This window comes from Pseudomonas sp. GW456-12-1-14-TSB6 (assembly GCF_059424205.1).
This window is the reverse complement of the sequence record NZ_JBWKZE010000016.1, coordinates 67,172-85,519: the sequence shown is the minus strand read 5'-3', so window position 1 is coordinate 85,519 and position 18,348 is coordinate 67,172. Positions and strand designations below refer to the sequence as shown.

Sequence of the window (18,348 nt, the reverse complement as noted above, 5' to 3'; positions counted from 1 at the left end):
GCCGGATAGACAAAATCCTTTCAGCCCCGAGGCTGCACCGGTGTTTGAGGCTATGCTCGCAAGATGATCCTATTTCCCGATTTGCTGCAGTTGCCCCACCAGTTACGCCACCCCGAGGTGCGTGATCTGGCGTGGGTGATCCTCGCCCCGCCAATGCTCGCCGCTACCCCGTGGCCGCAGCGCCATCCGCTGGCGGGCAGCGACTGGGTCGGCGATCCCGAGCGCCTTGAACACTGGCTGCGCCAGCTCGACCGCGACAGTTACGGCCTGCTGCACTGGCTGTCCCAGGCCCGCACCCGGCGCCTGGGCCTGTATTACGAGCGTTTGTGGCAATTTGCGGTGGAACACGCGCCGGGTATCGAACTGATAGCCGCCAACCTGCCGATCCGCCGCGACGGTCACACCCTCGGCGAGCGGGACATGCTGCTGCGCGATCGCGACGGCGTGCACCACCTGGAACTGGCCATCAAGCTCTACCTCGGCCCGCAGAACGGCGACGGGCATGATCCGGCGTCATGGCTGGGGCCGGGTTGTCATGATCGACTGGATCGCAAACTGGCGCATTTGAGCGAACATCAGCTGCCGATCTCCGCGCGCCCGGAAAGCCGCGAAGTGCTGGAGGCGCTGGATGTCGGGTCGTTCAGTGCGCAACTGTGGCTGGGCGGATACTTGCTGTATCCGTGGCCCGGTCAGTCCGTGCCGCCCAGCGGCGCCCACCCGCAGCATTTGCGCGGCAGCTGGCTGCATCAGAAAGACTGGCCGGCGTTTGTCGCTCAGCGCCCGGCCGGACGCTGGCAACCCCTGCCCCGCCACGCCTGGCTGGCGCCGGCGCACTACCCGGCGGAGCAGACCTGGAGCAACGGGCATTTGCAGGCCTGGCTCGATGAGCTCGAACCGCTGGCCCCGGCGCAACTGATGGTGCGCCTGACCGAAAATGCCCGGGGCGAGTGGGAAGAAGCCGAGCGGCTGTTTCTGGTGTCGGATCTGTGGCCGAATGTGCCGGGCCAGAGTTAAACCGACAACCGCACAGCCAGTGCGGCCAGCGTTACCAGCAACACCGGCACCGTCAGCACGATCCCGACCTTGAAGTAATACCCCCAGCCGATCTTGATGTTCTTGCGCTCCAGCACATGCAGCCAGAGCAAGGTCGCCAGACTGCCGATCGGGGTGATTTTCGGTCCCAGGTCGCTGCCGATCACGTTGGCGTAGATCATCGCCTCCTTCACCACACCGCTGGCCTGGCTGGCATCGATCGACAGCAGACCGACCAGCACCGTCGGCAGGTTGTTCATGATCGACGACAACAACGCCGTCAGCACCCCGGTGCCCATCGCCGCGCCCCATACACCGTAATCGCCGAACACATCGAGCCACCCGGCCAGATAGTCGGTGAGCCCGGCATTGCGCAGTCCGTAGACCACCAAATACATGCCCAGCGAGAAAATCACGATCTGCCACGGCGCCTCTTTCATCACCTTGCGCGTGGAGATCTTGTGCCCGCGCGCGGCAATCGCCAGCAACAGCGCCGCGCACACCGCCGAGATCGCGCTGATCGGAATGCCCAGCGGCTCCAGCGCGAAACAGCCGATCAGCAGAATCACCAGCACCGCCCAACCGGCGTAGAACGTGGCTTTGTCGTGGATGGCGGTTTCCGGGTGTTCAAGCTGTTCCGGGTCGTAGGCCTTGGGAATGTCGCGGCGGAAGAACCAGAGCAACATGCCCAGCGTGGCCGCGACGCTGACAAAGTTGACCGGCACCATCACCGCCGCATAACGGTTGAATCCGATGTGAAAGAAATCGGCCGAGACGATATTCACCAGGTTCGACACCACCAGCGGCAGGCTCGCGGTGTCGGCAATGAAGCCCGCGCCCATGACGAACGCCAGGGTCGCCGCCGGAGAAAAACGCAGGGCCAGCAGCATGGAAATCACGATGGGTGTGAGGATCAGCGCGGCACCGTCATTGGCGAACAGCGCCGAGACCAGCGCACCCAGCAGCACCATGAAGGCAAACAGCTTGCGCCCGCTGCCCCGTCCCCACCGCGCTACGTGCAACGCCGCCCAGGCGAAGAACCCCGCCTCGTCGAGCAACAGGCTGATGATGATCAGCGCTACGAACGTGCCAGTGGCGTTCCAGATGATCTGCCACACCAGCGGGATGTCGCTCAGATGCACCACGCCGAAAATCAGCGCAACGATGGCGCCGAACGTTGCACTCCAGCCGACCCCGAGGCCTTTGGGTTGCCAGATCACCAGGGTAATGGTCAGCAGGAAAATCAGTGAAGCAGCGAGCATTCGCGACAGCCTTCAATAAAAGGGAAAAATTGAGCCACACCACAAAACCTGTGGGAGCGAGCCTGCTCGCGATGGCGGTGTGTCATTCAACTGATGTGCCAGCTGATACACCGAGATCGCGAGCAGGCTCGCTCCCACAGGGTCGATATCTTGTCAGAAAATTCAGCGAATCACTTCTTGTGCTGCGCCACCCACTCGCCAAACGCATTGATGAAACTTTGCAGGAACGGCTTCACCGACTCGTTCAGTTTGCCCGCCTCGTCGAACGCCGTGCCCGCGCCGCCCAGATAGGCTTCCGGCTGCTGCATGCAAGGCACGTTGAGGAAAACAAAAGACTGACGCAGATGCTGGTTGGCTCCGAAACCACCGATGGCACCCGGCGAAACGCTGATCACCGCTCCCGGTTTGCCGCTCCAGACACTCTTGCCATACGGCCGCGAACCGACGTCGATCGCGTTCTTCAAAGGCGCCGGCACCGAGCGGTTGTACTCCGGGGTGACAAACAGCAGAGCGTCGGATGAACCCACTTTTTGCCGGAAAGTGCTGTAGGCTGCCGGCGGTGAATCGCCGTCGATGTCTTCGTTGTAAAGTGGCAGATCGCCAATTTCGACAATGTTCAGCTTGAGATTGGCCGGTGCCAGTTCCGCCAGCGCCAGGGCGACCTTGCGGTTGATGGACGCCTTGCGCAGGCTGCCGACCACTACTGCGACGTTATAGACATTGCTCATTGGAAGACTCTCGACTGTCCGTGGGAGGAGCCACTAGTTATAGATGATCCGGTGACGATTCCACCAGACGCCGAAGGTTATTTCCTGCGTCTGGAATATTTTTTTCCTGTAGGAAAACTTACCAAGCTCGATGACGGTCTACCAAGCCGCAAATCAAGCGTTTTATCTCCAGAGGTTCTAAGCAGATGGCAGCAGTACTCGTCGGTCAGTTCCATGCAAGAGATGCGGAAGGCCGCGTTTATTCCGTGCATGAGTTCCAGGAATCCAACCCGTCGGCAGACGGTTTCACCGGCACGGAGCCCGTTACCACCTACAAGCTGGCGATTGGCGACCGCGTCAACAAGATCGACGACAACGAGTTCCTGCTGGTTCAGTCGGGCATCACCCTGATCCGCGAACCCGAGCCATCGGTCGCTTCATAACCGATCGTTATGAGCAGAAGTCATCCGCGCCGAGTTGGGGTAGGATTCAGCCACTGACCCCAACGGCCGGACATGGACTTCACGCATGCGTTTACGTCATATCGAAGTGATTCAGGCGCTTTTGCAGACCGGTCACGTGGGCACCGCCGCCGAATGGCTGCAACTACCGGCGCCCGAGGTCGAGGAGCGTTTGCGAGAAGCCGAGAGTCAGCTCGGGTTCATGCTGTTCGCCAGCGTACGCGGACGACTTCAGCCAACCCCGGAGGCCCGGGCGCTGCAAGTCGAGATTGGCCACATCTATGAAGCACTGGAGCCGGTGCAACGGCTGGCCAGCAGCCTCAAACAATACCTCGCCCCACCCTTGCGGATCATCGGCACCCCGCCGCTGGCCCAGCAACTGCTGCCGCAAAGTCTCGCTGCCCTGCGCCGGCGTCTGCCCGACTTGCCCTGCACCCTGCTCAGCGAACCGACCCGCGACATCGTCCGACATCTGCTGCTGCGCGACAGCGATCTGGGCCTGAGCCTGCACGATCCACAGCACCCCGATATCCATTGCCAGCCGCTGGCCCAGGGCAAGTTGCAATTGCTTGCGCCCCACGGCTGGCTGCAACCGAAGCAGAAATACGTTTCCCTGCAGGATCTGGCCGGTCAGGCGATGGTCGGCCTCGAAGGTCAGGACCCGCTGAGCCCGGCCCTGGAAAACAAACTCCAGGCCCTGCGCCCGGCGCCGACCATCCAGACCCGGGTGCAGACCCACCAGATGATGCGCAGCATGGTCGAGGCCGGCGAAGGCCTGGCGATCGTCGACCCCTTCACCGCCCTTGGTGCGCGGGCGGGCGGTCTCGACGTCTGCCCGTTGTCGCCGGCGGTGCCGATCAGCCTCTATGCCCTGACCTTCAAACACGCCACGCCGTCAGCGGCGATTCAGACGCTGCTCGGGATCGTCACGGAACAAGCCGAGGCGATGCTGGCGAACTGATCGGATGCTCCAGCGGGTTATCGAACAAACGATACCAGAACAGCGCCACTTCGGCGGTGTTCGGATCGATGCCGCGATAACGCAAGTGGTCGATGCCGCCGATCACATACCCGCAGCGCTCATACAGACGGCAGGCGCCGAGGTTGTTGTTCTGGGTTTCCAGCATGATCCCCGGCAGCTTTTTCTTGCGACTCCAGAACTGCGCCACGTCGAGCAAGGCCTTGGCCACCCCATGGCGCCGCGCCGGGGCGTGCACCGCCAGTTCATCGATATGGGCAAAGCCGTTCCAGTTGGTGCTGATCACCAAGTGCCCGACCGGCTCATCCTCAAGGTACGCCATGAAAATCGCGCTGTCGGCAGCATCGCGAAAACTGCTGAATTCCTCCGGATCGATGCCATAGCACTTGCGATACGGCACGATGGGCGTCACGGCCCATTGCGCCACGGGTTTGCCGATTTCGGCCGCGCCGTAGGCAGCCACCTCGAAGCTGAAATCGCTGCCCCAGATGTAAGCGGCAAAACCGTCGTCGGCGACTCGCACCGACAACCCTGGGTATTTCGGATTCATGACCGGTTGCATACTCGGAAAAGCCCTCATTCCTTGACGCAATCGACGGTGTATTGCCGTCCATTGCCCTCATCTTCGTGTTGCAGACCGTGCACATCGACCACGAACCCCGGAAACGTTGCGTCGAACGTGCGGGCAAACCTGAGGTATTCGATGATTGAGCGCGTGGATTCGGTAAAGCGTTCGCCTGGCATGATCAGCGGAATGCCCGGCGGGTATGGCACCAGCATCACCGCTGCCACCCGGCCTTCCAGCTCATCGATCGGCACCGCCTCGACCTCGCCGCGCACCAGTTGATCGTAAGCATGGGCCGGTTTCATGGCGATGTCCGGCAGCACCGTGTACATGCGCTTGAGGTGTTTGGCGGTGGCGTTACTGCGATAGCAGGCGTGGAGTTGATCGCACAGATCGCGCAGGCCCATGCCGCGATAGCGCACAGGATCTTCCTGGGCCACACACTTCAGGCAGATGTCGAGGCTGACGTTGGCGTCGTAACTGCGCTTGAACTCCAGCAGTTCGGTCAGCAGCGTGCTCCACTTGCCCTTGGTGATGCCCATGGAGAACAGCACCAGGAATGAATACAGGCCGGTTTTCTCCACCACCAGTCCGCGCTCCCAGAGGAAGCGACTGACCACTGCCGCCGGGATGCCCTTGTCGCTCAAAGCGCCGCCAGCAGTCAGGCCCGGCATCACCAAAGTCACTTTGATCGGATCGAGCAGCACATAATCGTCGCTGACCTCGCCGAAACCATGCCAGTCCGCATCAGGCTTCAGCAGCCAGTCCTCGGTCTGCACCCGGTCGATGCCTTCGACACCCGGCGGCTGCCAGATCGAAAACCACCAGTCGTCGGCGGCAATGTGCTGGCGCAAATTGGCCAGCGCCCGGCGAAAACTCAGGGCTTCGTCGAAGGTTTCCTGTAGCAGCGAGCGTCCGGCCGGTCCTTCCATCATCGCCGACGCCACGTCCAGCGAGGCGATGATGCTGTACTGCGGCGACGTCGAGATGTGCATCATGAACGCTTCGTTGAACCGGTCCCGATCCAGCTGCCGCGCCCCGCCGTCCTGCACATGAATCATCGAGGCCTGGCTGAACGCCGCCAGCAGTTTGTGGGTGGAATGGGTGGTGAACACCAGCGGACTGTCCTCGCTGCGCGAGGTAGCCATGCCGTAACGGCCGGCGAAAAACTCGTGAAACGCGGCGTAGGCGTACCAGGCCTCGTCGAAATGCAGGACTTCGACGCTATTGCCCAGACTCTGCTTGATCAGCTCGGCGTTGTAGCAGAGGCCGTCGTAGGTGGAGTTGGTGATCACCGCCAGTTTGACTTTCGGCTCGCGGCCCTTGGTCAACGGGCTGGCATCGATCTTGGCCTGGATCGATTCGCGGCTGAATTCACTGAGCGGAATCGGCCCGATGATCCCCAGCTCATTGCGTTCCGGGCACAGGTACAGTGGAATCGCGCCGGTCATGATGATCGCGTGCAACACCGACTTGTGGCAGTTGCGATCCACCAGCACCAGATCATCGCGCCCGACCATCGAGTGCCAGACGATCTTGTTGGCGGTCGAGGTGCCATTGATCACGAAAAAGGTGTGATCGGCGCCGAAATTGCGCGCGGCGCGTGCTTCCGCCTCGGCCAATGGCCCGGTGTGGTCGAGCAAGGAACCCAGCTCCGGCACCGACACCGACAAATCCGAACGCAGGGTGTTTTCCCCGAAGAACTGGTGAAACGCCTGCCCCACCGGACTCTTGTGATAAGCCACCCCGCCGCCATGGCCTGGGGTGTGCCAGGAATAATTGGAATCGGCGGTGTGCTGCACCAGCGCCTTGAAGAATGGCGGCAACAGGCCGTCCAGGTACTTGCGTGCCGCCCGCGCCACTTGCCGGGCGAGAAACGGCACCGTGTCTTCGAACAGGTAGAGAATGCCGCGCAACTGATTGAGCTCGGCCATGGCATCGGCCGGGGCGTTTTCCAGGGTGACTTGCTCGCCGAGGGCAAAAATCGGCAGATCCGGCGCCCGCACCCGGGCCAGACCGATCAGTTCGGCCATGTTCTGCAACAAGTGGGAGTTGGTGCTGGCGTCTTCGGCGGCGATCAGCATGCACGCCAGACCATGGTGGGTCGACGCCACCAGCCGGCCCTCGGTGTAGTCCGTGGCCGAAACGATACTGAAACCTTCCAGCTCCAGCTCTCGGGCGATGCCGCGAATGCGTTCACCGGCAACCGTGTCGGCCTTGATGTCGCGGTGGACGATCAACACCGGGAACTTCAAATCTTTGTACATGAGGCTCAGTGTCCTGAGGCGGCGGAGAGTGATCTGCCAATGTCCTCAGGGTAGAGGGTCGGAGCGGATGTGGCGAGGGTGGCCAGTTGTCAGTACTGCCAAAAACAAAGGATCGCCTGAACACGGCCTGGGTGTTCGGGCGATCCTTTTTGTCTTACGCCTGAGCTTCGGCTTCCAGCAGCTGAGTCCACAACGCCGGGGCACCGGCCGACTTGGCGATGATTTCCAGGCGCACCTGGTGTTCGGCCAGTTCGGCTTCGGTAGCGCGAATGATCCGCCCCGGTTTGCGATCTGCCGGCAGACGGCGGATTTCGGTGGCCGAGTTGTCCGCGCCCTCGCCCGTGCCATTGCCGTCGGAGGCGTTGCCGGCCAGCGACAGGCTGGTCTGGCCACCGGTCATGGTCAGGTAGACGTCGGCGAGAATCTCCGAGTCGAGCAATGCGCCGTGCAGCTCACGGCCGGAGTTGTCGACGCCGTAGCGTTTGCACAAGGCATCGAGGCTGTTGCGCTGACCCGGGTGACGTTCCCGGGCCATCATCAGGGTGTCGAGGATCGTGCAGTGCTGCGTGATGTCCGCGCGATCCTGCTGGCCCATCAGGGCGAATTCATTGTTGATGAAGCCAACGTCGAACGCCGCGTTATGGATGATCAGCTGCGCGCCGTTGATGAACTCGAAAAATTCGTCGGCCACTTCCGCGAAGCGCGGCTTGCCGACCAGGAATTCGTTGGTGATGCCGTGAACGGCGATCGCGCCTTCATCACTCTCGCGATCCGGTTGCAGATAAACGTGAAAGTGCCGGCCCGTCAGGCGTCGACCGATCAGCTCAACACAACCGATTTCGATAATCCGGTGGCCGTCGGTCACTGGCATGCCGGTGGTTTCGGTATCGAGTACAACGGATCTGGTGGCCATCAGTGTTCAGCTCTCAACGGGGTCAATCGTGCAAAAGCGGCGATGTTAACACGCTCGCGGTACGCGTCGCGCGCCGTCAGGTGATCGGCGCTCATGCAGTTTTTAACAATCATTAGCAATGTTCATAAAGTCGGCGGCAAACCGCCTTGTTAGCGTGCGCGCCTTGTTTCCTGCGGATTTGAGAGCGTCATGAAGACTGCATACGTTTTAATGCTCGGCGGCTGCCTGCTGGCGGCCGAAGCGCACGCCACCAGTTTCGTCATCAGCACCGACATCACCATGAGCCTTACGCTCAGCGCCAGCAAAGGCACCAGCGGTTCGTTCAAGGACGACAAGATCGTGTTGGCGGCCAAGGATGACGCGGCGGCGTTCGTTGCCAGCGACGGGGACATTCGCGGCGCACAGATGGAAGCAGCACTGACGCGAATTCGCAGCCTGCTGCCAGGTCAGCCCTATACCGACCTGCAACTGGCCAAGGCCATTTTGATGCTTTGATCAATCCTGCTTGTAACCGCGAACCTCATCCACCCCACGGTTGGCCAACTGGTCAGCCCGTTCGTTGCCGTGGTGGCCGATGTGGCCGCGGACCCATTTCCAGGTGACCTTGTGGCGATTGACCTGCTCGTCGAGCTCCTTCCACAGGTCAGCGTTTTTGACTGGCTCCTTGGCGGCGGTTTTCCAGCCGCGTTTCTTCCAGTTGGCCATCCACTCGTTGATGCCTTTCATCACGTATTGCGAGTCGGTGACCAGCAGCACTTCGCACGGACGCTTGAGGGCTTCCAGGCCGCGAATCGCGCCGAGCAGCTCCATGCGGTTGTTGGTGGTGTTGGCTTCGCCGCCCCACAGTTCCTTTTCAACACCCTTGCACACCAGCAAGGCGCCCCAGCCGCCGGGGCCGGGGTTGCCTTTACAGGCGCCGTCAGTGAACAGTTCTACGCTATCGACGCTTTCGCTCATGCCAGTCTATCCAGAAAAAATGCGTGGCCTCGCCGATCACGGATCGACGATGGCCAAGGCCGGGATATACCCGGCCATAAATAAAAGAAGGTTTACGGTTCGATGCGTCGGCGGTTGACCTTGGCCATCGGCAGCGGAATCAGCTTGCCCATCGGCTCGCGGCGTTCCTGACGCACCGGACGCAGGCCGACCACGATCTTGCGCGCGACCAGCAAATAGAAGCCGCCGCCCGACAGTTGCCAATCGCCGGCCTTGCGTTCCCAGCCGGCCAGACGGGCCTGCCACTTGGGTGACGCGAGCGGCGGACGATAGCACCCGAAGCGGCGTTTCTCCAGCGCGAAGCCCAGCAGGTTGAGCCAGTCCGCCACCCGCGACGGCGAGATACAGCGCGCCTGATGCAAGGCGTCATGGGCGAACACGTGGCGCAGCCCCCAGGTGCTCCAGGGGTTGATGCCGACAATCAGCAGATGCCCGCCGGGGCGCACGCTGCTGGCCGCTTCTCGCAGAAGACCGTGGGGCGACAGACAGAAATCCAGGCCGTGCTGCAACACCACCACATCGGCGGCGTGCTCGCTCAACGGCCAGGCCTGTTCTTCGCAGACGATTTCCACGCCCGGCAAGGGCGCGCCCAGCCGCACGTTGCGCTGCACCTGCGGCGCCGACGGCGGCGTTTCGGCGGACGGGCCGTAATGCACCAGATAGCCGCCGAAGAACCGGCCCAGCTCGTCTTCGAGCATGCGCCGTTCTTCGTCCAGCAGAAATTGCCCGAGGGGGCCGGACAGCCATTCACGGGCTGCACCGATCAGCGCGAGCCAGTCAGGATCGGCCTGAGCGAACGCTTTATCGATCATTGCATTCTCCAACACGCCAGGAACCTCTAAGATGCGCCAATGTTACCCGCTTGGCGAATTCGACGATGATACAGATCAGTGCCCTGCCCGCCTTCACCGACAACTACATCTGGTTGTTACAGGATCATGCCACCCAGCGTTGCGCAGTGGTCGATCCGGGGGATGCCGCCCCCGTGCAGGCGTGGCTCGACGCGCATCCGGGCTGGGTGCTCGGCGACATCCTCATCACTCACCATCACCACGACCATGTCGGCGGCGTCGAGACGCTGAAAAAGGCCACCGGGGCCACGGTCTACGGACCGGCCAGCGAAAGCATTCCGGGGCGCGACGTGGCCCTCAAGGACAACGACACGGTGCGCGTGCTCGGCTGGGACTTCGACGTCCATGCCGTTCCCGGCCACACCCTGGGACACATCGCCTACTACCATCATGGCCTGCTGTTCTGTGGCGATACCCTGTTCGCTGCCGGCTGCGGCCGTTTGTTCGAAGGCACGCCGCAACAGATGCACCAGTCGTTAAGCCGTCTGGCGGCCCTGCCGGAAGACACGCTGGTCTACTGCACCCACGAATACACCCTGAGCAACCTGAAATTCGCCGCCGCCGTGGAGCCGGGCAACCGGGACATCGCCGCCCGTCTGGAAAAAGTCAGCCAGCAACGTGCGAATGGCGTGATGACGCTGCCCTCGACCCTTGCGCTGGAAAAGCTCACAAACCCGTTTTTGCGCACCGGTGAAATATTGGTTACACAAAAAGTGGACGAACGGAACGGCCCTCAAAACCGGGCGCCGAGTGAGGTTTTTGCGGCTCTGCGGGCATGGAAAGATACGTTCTGAGTGGCTCGCCGCCTGGTCCAAAAATTCTGAATGGTTGACCGCAGGGGGTGCGCTTTCTAGAATCGCCCGACATTTTTGCCCGGAACTTACTTCCAGCCAATGTCGTCATCCATACGTAAGTCCGTCAATTCAGATGCATTGACCCGCCTGGCGCAAGCCATCGCGGTGGCTGTGTCCGCCACACTGGCGGGCTGTTCCAGCCATGCTCCGCAGACTGAAGCGACACATACGCCGAACATTGCTGCGCGAGCCAAGCAGAAGCCCATCTGGTTGTCGGAAAAGCCCAGCCCGCAGGTGCCTCAGGACATCTGGGAGCGCATGCGCGGGGGTTTCCAGCTGCAGGAAGGTCTGGGCGTGAACCCGCGCATCGAGCAACAGCGCCTGTGGTTCGCCAGTAACCCTTCCTTCCTCGAGAACGCCGGCGAACGCGGCAGCCTCTACATTCATTACATCGTCGAGCGCCTCGAAGAACGCAACATGCCGCTGGAACTGGCGCTGCTGCCGGTCATCGAAAGCGCCTACAACCCGATGGCCTATTCCCGGGCCGACGCGGTGGGCCTCTGGCAGTTCATCCCGTCCACCGGGCGCTATTTCAACCTGCGTCAGACCCGTTTCTACGATGGCCGTCGCGACATTACTGCCTCGACCACGGCAGCGATGGACTACCTGACCCGCCTGCACGACATGTTCAACGGTGACTGGTTGCTGGCACTGGCCGCGTACAACGCCGGCGAAGGCACGGTCAGCCGCGCCATCGAGCGCAACGAAAAGCTCGGCCTGCCGACCGACTACTGGAACCTGCCGCTGCCAGCGGAAACCCAAGCCTACGTGCCGAAACTGCTGGCGCTCTCGCAAGTGGTCCTGACGCCTGAAGCCTATGGCGTGAACCTCAACCCGATCGCCAACGAACCGTATTTCCAGGTTGTCGAAATCAACCAGCGCATGGACCTGTCCAAGGTCGCGGCGGTGGCCAACATCGACGAAGACGAGCTGTTCCAGCTCAACCCCGCCTTCAAGCAGCGCACCACCATCGACGGCCCGCAGCACCTGCTGGTGCCGACCTCGAAGGCGCAGCTGCTGACCGCCAGCCTGCAGACCATGCGCCCTGACGAACTGATCAGCCCGCGTTCGCTGAAACCGGTGTTCGAAGGCGCCGATCCGAGCGAGATCGCACAGGCCAAGCGCGCTTATCGGGTCAAGCGTGGCGACAACCTCGGTTCCATCGCCAAGGCCAACAAGGTCGAGGTCAAGGACCTGCAACGCTGGAACAAGCTCACCGGCAAGAACCTCAAGGTCGGCCAGACCCTGGTCATGCAGGACACCAGCAAGCGCACACCGGCGCGCAGCAGTGGCGGGCGCATCAACACCGTCATCGCAGCCAACAGCAAGACCAGCAGCAAGACCAGAGAAAAGGACGACGGTAAACAGACCCAGTACAAGGTTAAACGCGGCGACACACTGTACGTGGTCGCCAAGCGTTTCAACGTCGAGATGCAACATCTCAAGCGCTGGAATCCGGGCGCCGGCAAGGCGCTCAAACCTGGGCAGATGCTCACGGTCTACCAGCCGCACTGACCAAGAGCCCCTGAATTTCAGGGGCTTTTTTTCGCCTGTCATTTTTTGATATTTCCGTAGATCGACGCAGACAGCTCCCACAATTAACCGCGCATTAAGCCCCTGTCTTTTTCCTGTCCATACAAGCTGTTACTGTACGGCCCACAAAGCCCAAGCCGCCTGGATCGGATCTGACTTGAAGCGTCCCCTCCTCCTGCTCCTGATCAGCCTGGCCTTGAGCTCCCCCGTCAGCGCGACGATCACCGAAAGCCACGGTTATGCGCAGTTCGGCACGCTCAAGTACCCGGCCAGATTTACCCACTTCGACTGGGTCAACCCGCAAGCGCCCAAGGGCGGTACGTTGCGGGTGATGGCGTTTGGCACCTTCGATACGCTCAACCCCTACACCTTCAAGGGCACCAGCCCGGTCACCACGGCGAATTTCCTGCAATACGGCATCAACGAGCTGAACGAGCCGCTGATGGTCGGCACCGGGCAATACGCGCCGTCCGGTGACGAACCGGCCTCCAGTTACGGTTTGATCGCCCAGTCGGTGGAGTACAGCGAAGATCGCAGCTGGGTGGTGTTCAACCTGCGCCCGCAAGCGCGCTTCCACGACGGCACGCCGATCACCGCTTACGACGTGGCGTTCTCCTACCGTTTGCTGCTCAAGGAAGGTCACCCGCTGTACCGCACCGCCCTTCAGGAAGTGCTGCGCGTCGACATCCTCAACCCGCAGCGCATCCGGTTTGTGCTCAAGCGCAGCGGTAATCCGTTGCTGATCCTGCGCCTCGGTGAATTGCCGGTGCTGCCCCAGCATTACTGGAAGGGCCGCGACTTCAAGGCCACCACCTTCGAGCCCCCACTGGGCAGCGGACCTTACCGCATCACCTCGGTCACGCCGGGGCGGCAGTTGATATTCGAGCGAGTCAAGGACTACTGGGGCAAGGACCTGCCAGTCAATCGCGGCAAATACAACTTCGATCGCATGGAAGTCGAGTTCTACCGCGACAGCGATGTGGCCTTCGAAGCGTTCAAGGCCGGCGAGTTCGACATCTATATCGAACATCAGGCGAAGAACTGGGCCAATGGCTACAACTTCCCGGCCGTGCGCCGTGGCGACGTGATCAAGGCGCAGATCCCGCACCAGATCCCGACCCAGAGCCAGGGTCTGTTCATGAACACCCGGCGCGCGACCTTCGCTGACGTCAAGACCCGCGAAGCTCTCGGCCTGATGTTCGATTTCGAATGGACCAACCGCGCGCTGTTCAGCGACGCCTACAAGCGCACCACCAGCTACTACCCCAACAGCGAGTTCAGCGCCGTCGGCCTGCCGGTCGGCCATGAATGGCTGATGCTCAAACCGTACAAGGATCAACTGCCGGCGCGCCTGTTCACCGAACCGTTCACGCTGCCGCAGACCGACGGGCGCGGCATCCCCCGGGAAACCATGCGTAAAGCCCTGGCGTTGCTGGCCGAGGCCGGCTGGAAGCTCAACGGCCAGCGCCTGCAGAACGCCGCCGGCCAGCCGCTGCGCTTCGAGCTAATGCTGGTCAATCCCAGCCTGGAGCGTCTCTATCAGCCGTACATCGAGAACCTCAACAGTATCGGCATCGAGGCGCGCCTGCGCACCGTCGATCGCGCGCAGTACAAACAGCGCCTCGATCAATTTGATTTCGACATGATCTCGATGACGCTGGGCCAGACCTTAAGCCCGGGCCTGGAACAATGGCAGTACTTCCACTCCAGCCAGGTAAACGTCAAGGGCAGCAAGAATTACGCGGGCATCGCCAATCCGGTGGTCGATCATCTGCTTGAACACTTGCTCGCCGCGCAAACCCGCGATGAACAGGTCGCCGCCGGCAAGGCGCTGGACCGCGTGCTGCTCTGGCAGCACTACAGCATTCCCAACTGGTACCTCAATTATCACCGTCTGGCGTACCGCAACCGGTTCGCCTTCGTCACTACGCCGCCCTACACCCTGGGCCTGAGCGCGTGGTGGCTGAAATCTTCGGAGAAAGATCGATGAAGCCTATCCGCGCCCTGCTTGTGCAGGCCAGCGGTCTGCTGTTCGCCGGGCTGGCTTGTGCCGCCCCGCAACACGCCGTGACCCTGTACAACGAGCCGCCGAAATACCCCGCCGACTTCAAACACTTCGATTACGTGAACCCCGACGCACCCAAGGGCGGGATCTTCCGCCAGGCCGGCTTCGGCGGTTTCGACAGCCTCAACCCGTTCATCAGCAAAGGCGTGCCGGCGGACGATATCGGCCTGATCTACGACACCCTGGCCAAACAGGGCCTCGACGAGCCGTTCACCGAATACGGCCTGATCGCCAGCAAGATCGAAAAAGCCCCGGACAACAGCTGGGTGCGCTTCTACCTGCGTCCCGAAGCGAAGTTTCACGACGGCCACCCGGTACGCGCCGACGACGTGGTGTTCAGCTTCCAGACCCTGACCAAGGAAGGCGCGCCGATGTATCGCGGTTACTACGCCGACGTTGAGGAGGTAATCGCCGAAGATCCGCTCAAGGTGCTGTTCAAGTTCAAGCACACCAACAACCGCGAACTGCCGCTGATCCTCGGCCAGTTGCCGGTGCTGCCGAAACATTGGTGGGCCGAGCGTGATTTCAACAAGGGCAACCTGGAAATCCCGTTGGGCAGCGGCCCGTACAAGGTCACCGAAGTGAAGGCCGGGCGTTCGGTGCGTTACGAGCGGGTAAAGGACTACTGGGGCAAGGACCTGCCGGTCAATCGCGGTTTCTACAACTTCGATGTGATGACCACCGACTATTACCGCGACAATACCGTCGCGCTGGAAGCGTTGAAGGCCGGGCAATTCGACTATTGGCTGGAAATGGCCGCGAAAAACTGGGCCAATGCCTACAACGTGCCGGCAGTGACCGAAGGGCGGCTGATCAAGGAACAGATTGCCAACAGCAACCCGACCGGCATGCAGGGCTTCGTCTTCAATCTGCGCCGTCCGGTATTTCAGGACGTGCGGGTACGCCAGGCCCTCGGCCTGCTGTTCGACTTCGAATGGACCAACAAGCAACTGTTCAACGGCGCTTATGCGCGCACCCGCAGTTATTTTGAAAACTCGGAAATGGCCGCCACCGGCCTGCCGGATGCAGAACAGGTGGCAATCCTCGACCCGTTCCGCAGCAAGCTGCCGGCGCAGGTGTTCAGCGAAGCCTTCGAGAATCCGAAAACCGACGCCAGCGGCATGATCCGCACGCAACAGCGCGAGGCGTATCAACTGCTGCAAGAGGCCGGCTGGAAAATCGTCGACGACAAAATGGTCGACGCCACTGGCAAACCGGTAGCCATCGAATTCCTGCTGGCGCAAACCGAATTCGAGCGCGTGTTGTTGCCGTTCAAGCGCAACCTCAGCGATCTGGGCATCGATCTGGTGATCCGCCGCGTCGACGTCTCGCAATACGTCAATCGCGTGCGTTCGCGGGATTTCGACATGATCGTCGGCAGCTTCCCGCAGTCCAACTCGCCGGGTAACGAACAGCGTGAGTTCTGGATGAGCGCCGCCGCCGATAAGTCCAGCAGCCGCAATTCAATGGGCCTCAAGGACCCCGTGGTCGACCATCTGGTGGAAAACCTGATCAACGCCGACTCGCGCAAAAGCCTGGTGGCCCACGCCCGCGCTCTGGACCGTGTGCTGCAATGGGGTTACTACGTGATCCCCAACTGGCACATCAAGACCTGGCGCGTGGCGTACTGGAACCACATCGGCCACCCGAAAGTCTCCCCCAAGTACGACATCGGCATTAACACCTGGTGGATCAAACCCGATGCGAAACCTGCGGTAGAAGTCGAAACCCAACTGCAAGCCGACCCTGTGGGCACGGAGTAATCAGATGCTGGCGTACATTTTTCGGCGACTGCTGCTGATCATCCCGACCCTGTTCGGCATTCTGCTGATCAACTTCGTGATCATCCAGGCCGCGCCCGGCGGGCCGGTGGAGCAGATGATCGCCAAGCTCGAAGGTTTCGAAGGCGCCACCAGCCGCATCGCCGGCGGCGGTGCCGAAGTGTCGGTGGCCGGCTCCTCCTATCGTGGTGCGCAGGGCCTGGACCCGGCGCTGATCAAGGAAATCGAGAAGATGTACGGGTTCGACAAATCGGCCCCGGAACGTCTGTGGATCATGGTCAAGAACTACGCCCGGCTGGATTTCGGCGACAGCTTCTTCCGCGACGCCAAGGTCATCGACCTGATCAAGGAAAAGATGCCGGTGTCGATCTCCCTCGGGCTGTGGAGCACGCTGATCATGTACCTGGTGTCGATCCCGCTGGGGATTGCCAAGGCCACGCGGCACGGCAGCCATTTCGACGTCTGGACCAGTTCGGCGATCATCGTCGGCTATGCGATTCCGGCGTTCCTGTTTGCGATTTTGCTGATCGTGGTGTTTGCCGGCGGCAGTTATCTGGACTGGTTTCCTTTACGCGGACTGACCTCGAACAACTTCGACGAGCTGAGCCTGGGCGGCAAGATCCTCGATTACTTCTGGCACCTGGCGCTGCCCGTGACGGCGCTGGTGATCGGCAACTTCGCGACCATGACCCTGCTGACCAAAAACAGCTTCCTCGACGAGATCAACAAGCAGTACGTGGTCACCGCCAAGGCCAAGGGCCTGACGCGCCACCGCGTGCTCTATGGCCATGTGTTCCGCAATGCGATGTTGCTGGTGATCGCCGGTTTCCCCTCGGCGTTCATCGGCATCTTCTTCACAGGTTCCCTGCTGGTGGAAGTGATCTTCTCCCTCGACGGCCTCGGCCTGATGAGCTTTGAAGCGGCGATCAACCGCGACTACCCGGTGGTTTTCGGCACCCTGTTCATCTTCACCCTGCTGGGGCTGGTGGTGAAACTGATCGGCGACCTCACCTACACCCTGGTCGATCCGCGTATCGACTTTGCCAGCCGGGAGCATTGAGATGAACCTGTCCCCTCTCAACCGCCGGCGCTTCGAACTGTTCAAGGCCAACAAGCGTGGCTGGTGGTCGCTGTGGCTGTTCCTGATCCTGTTCGGCCTGAGCCTCGGTGCCGAGCTGATCGCCAACGACAAGCCGCTGGTGGTGCATTACGACAACAACTGGTATTTCCCGGCGATCAAGCGCTACCCGGAAACCACCTTCGGCGGCGAATTCCCGCTGGAAGCCAACTACAAGAGCCCGTACATCCGCGAACTGCTCAAGGCCAAGGACGCGTGGGTGCTGTGGGCGCCGATTCCGTTCAGCTACCAGAGCATCAACTACGACCTGAAAGTCCCGGCCCCCGCGCCGCCGTCGGCGGACAACCTGCTGGGCACCGACGATCAGGGCCGCGATGTGCTGGCGCGAGTGATCTACGGTTTCCGGGTCTCGGTGCTGTTCGCCCTGACCCTGACCGTGCTCAGCTCGATCATCGGCGTGATCGCCGGCGCCTTGCAGGGTTTCTATGGCGGCTGGGTCGATCTGGCCGGCCAGCGCTTTCTGGAGATCTGGTCGGGGTTGCCGGTGCTGTACCTGCTGATCATCCTCGCCAGTTTCGTCCAGCCGAACTTCTGGTGGCTGCTGGGCATCATGCTGTTGTTCTCGTGGATGAGCCTGGTGGACGTGGTGCGTGCCGAGTTCCTGCGCGGGCGCAACCTCGAATACGTGCGTGCGGCCCGGGCGCTGGGCATGCAGAACGGCGCGATCATGTTCCGCCACATCCTGCCTAACGCGATGGTTTCGACCATGACCTTCATGCCCTTCATCCTGACCGGCGCCATCGGCACCCTCACCGCCCTGGACTTCCTCGGTTTCGGCTTGCCGGCCGGCAGCCCGTCGCTGGGTGAACTGGTGGCCCAGGGCAAATCCAACCTGCAGGCGCCGTGGCTGGGCATGAGCGCGTTTGCGGTGCTGGCGCTGATGTTGAGTTTGCTGGTGTTCATCGGCGAGTCCGCTCGCGATGCCTTCGACCCGAGGAAGTGAC

The 18,348-nt window shown here is 61.6% G+C and carries 17 protein-coding genes; 10 read left to right on the top strand and 7 right to left on the bottom strand.

All coding sequences use genetic code 11. From position 1 onward, the window contains the following. The first annotated feature begins 63 nt into the window (after positions 1–63). Positions 64–1,014: a DUF1853 family protein gene (locus tag AC07Y2_RS16730; protein WP_103386480.1), complete on the top strand. Its 951-nt coding sequence runs from the start codon at positions 64–66 to the stop codon at positions 1,012–1,014. On the opposite strand, the gene AC07Y2_RS16725 is transcribed toward AC07Y2_RS16730, so the two are convergent. Further along, positions 1,011–2,294 (bottom strand): arsenic transporter, encoded by a 1,284-nt coding sequence (locus AC07Y2_RS16725; protein ID WP_103386481.1) that lies wholly within the window; start codon positions 2,292–2,294, stop codon positions 1,011–1,013. The two genes, AC07Y2_RS16730 and AC07Y2_RS16725, sit on opposite strands and share 4 nt — an antisense overlap. 170 nt (positions 2,295–2,464) lie before the next feature. Continuing rightward, a complete protein-coding gene (locus AC07Y2_RS16720; protein ID WP_007956924.1) occupies positions 2,465–3,022 on the bottom strand; it encodes an NADPH-dependent FMN reductase in 558 nt (185 codons plus the stop codon). Between the two features lie 185 nt (positions 3,023–3,207). On the opposite strand from AC07Y2_RS16720, the gene AC07Y2_RS16715 reads away from it, so the two are divergent. Beyond that, positions 3,208–3,444, top strand: coding sequence for a hypothetical protein (locus AC07Y2_RS16715; protein ID WP_007956926.1), 237 nt, complete (start codon positions 3,208–3,210; stop codon positions 3,442–3,444). Positions 3,445–3,529: 85 nt separating this feature from the next. After that, positions 3,530–4,423 (top strand): LysR family transcriptional regulator, encoded by an 894-nt coding sequence (locus tag AC07Y2_RS16710; protein ID WP_103386482.1) that lies wholly within the window; start codon positions 3,530–3,532, stop codon positions 4,421–4,423. Here AC07Y2_RS16710 and AC07Y2_RS16705 read toward each other — a convergent pair. The 3 genes from AC07Y2_RS16705 to dnaQ all read right to left on the bottom strand — a co-directional run bounded on the left by AC07Y2_RS16705 (position 4,389) and on the right by dnaQ (position 8,186). Next, positions 4,389–5,003 (bottom strand): GNAT family N-acetyltransferase, encoded by a 615-nt coding sequence (locus tag AC07Y2_RS16705; protein WP_039770802.1) that lies wholly within the window; start codon positions 5,001–5,003, stop codon positions 4,389–4,391. The two genes, AC07Y2_RS16710 and AC07Y2_RS16705, sit on opposite strands and share 35 nt — an antisense overlap. Positions 5,004–5,017: 14 nt before the next feature. Beyond that, a complete protein-coding gene (locus AC07Y2_RS16700) occupies positions 5,018–7,273 on the bottom strand; it encodes an Orn/Lys/Arg family decarboxylase (protein WP_085667802.1) in 2,256 nt (751 codons plus the stop codon). A gap of 154 nt (positions 7,274–7,427) precedes the next feature. Continuing rightward, a complete protein-coding gene (dnaQ, locus tag AC07Y2_RS16695) occupies positions 7,428–8,186 on the bottom strand; it encodes a DNA polymerase III subunit epsilon (protein ID WP_039770804.1) in 759 nt (252 codons plus the stop codon). Positions 8,187–8,375: 189 nt separating this feature from the next. On the opposite strand from dnaQ, the gene AC07Y2_RS16690 reads away from it, so the two are divergent. Continuing rightward, the gene (locus AC07Y2_RS16690; protein WP_103386483.1) at positions 8,376–8,681 is read left to right on the top strand and encodes a DUF2388 domain-containing protein; all 306 of its coding nucleotides are present in this window, start codon (positions 8,376–8,378) and stop codon (positions 8,679–8,681) included. Here AC07Y2_RS16690 and rnhA read toward each other — a convergent pair whose 3' ends face one another. Both rnhA and AC07Y2_RS16680 read right to left on the bottom strand, forming a co-directional pair. Then, on the bottom strand, positions 8,682–9,143 hold the full coding sequence (rnhA, locus tag AC07Y2_RS16685; protein ID WP_039770807.1) for a ribonuclease HI: 462 nt from the start codon (positions 9,141–9,143) through the stop codon (positions 8,682–8,684). A gap of 92 nt (positions 9,144–9,235) precedes the next feature. Then, entirely contained in the window at positions 9,236–9,994 is a 759-nt protein-coding gene (locus tag AC07Y2_RS16680; protein ID WP_011333614.1) for a methyltransferase domain-containing protein, read from the bottom strand. A gap of 65 nt (positions 9,995–10,059) precedes the next feature. Here AC07Y2_RS16680 and gloB point away from each other — a divergent pair, with 65 nt between their 5' ends. The 6 genes from gloB (at position 10,060) to AC07Y2_RS16650 (ending at position 18,347) form a co-directional block, all read left to right on the top strand. Then, positions 10,060–10,827, top strand: coding sequence for a hydroxyacylglutathione hydrolase (gloB, locus tag AC07Y2_RS16675; protein ID WP_039770970.1), 768 nt, complete (start codon positions 10,060–10,062; stop codon positions 10,825–10,827). A 99-nt stretch (positions 10,828–10,926) separates the two neighbouring features. Further along, positions 10,927–12,402 (top strand): transglycosylase SLT domain-containing protein, encoded by a 1,476-nt coding sequence (locus AC07Y2_RS16670; protein ID WP_064595503.1) that lies wholly within the window; start codon positions 10,927–10,929, stop codon positions 12,400–12,402. Positions 12,403–12,577: 175 nt separating this feature from the next. Further along, a complete protein-coding gene (locus AC07Y2_RS16665; RefSeq protein WP_103386484.1) occupies positions 12,578–14,410 on the top strand; it encodes an extracellular solute-binding protein in 1,833 nt (610 codons plus the stop codon). Continuing rightward, complete coding sequence (locus AC07Y2_RS16660; protein ID WP_103386485.1) at positions 14,407–16,248, top strand: extracellular solute-binding protein; 1,842 nt, start codon at positions 14,407–14,409, stop codon at positions 16,246–16,248. Before AC07Y2_RS16665 ends, AC07Y2_RS16660 begins: the two co-directional genes overlap by 4 nt. A gap of 4 nt (positions 16,249–16,252) precedes the next feature. Further along, positions 16,253–17,326, top strand: coding sequence for a microcin C ABC transporter permease YejB (locus tag AC07Y2_RS16655; RefSeq protein WP_039770815.1), 1,074 nt, complete (start codon positions 16,253–16,255; stop codon positions 17,324–17,326). Between the two features lies 1 nt (position 17,327). After that, the gene (locus tag AC07Y2_RS16650; RefSeq protein ID WP_007956945.1) at positions 17,328–18,347 is read left to right on the top strand and encodes an ABC transporter permease; all 1,020 of its coding nucleotides are present in this window, start codon (positions 17,328–17,330) and stop codon (positions 18,345–18,347) included. Position 18,348: the final 1 nt, after the last annotated feature.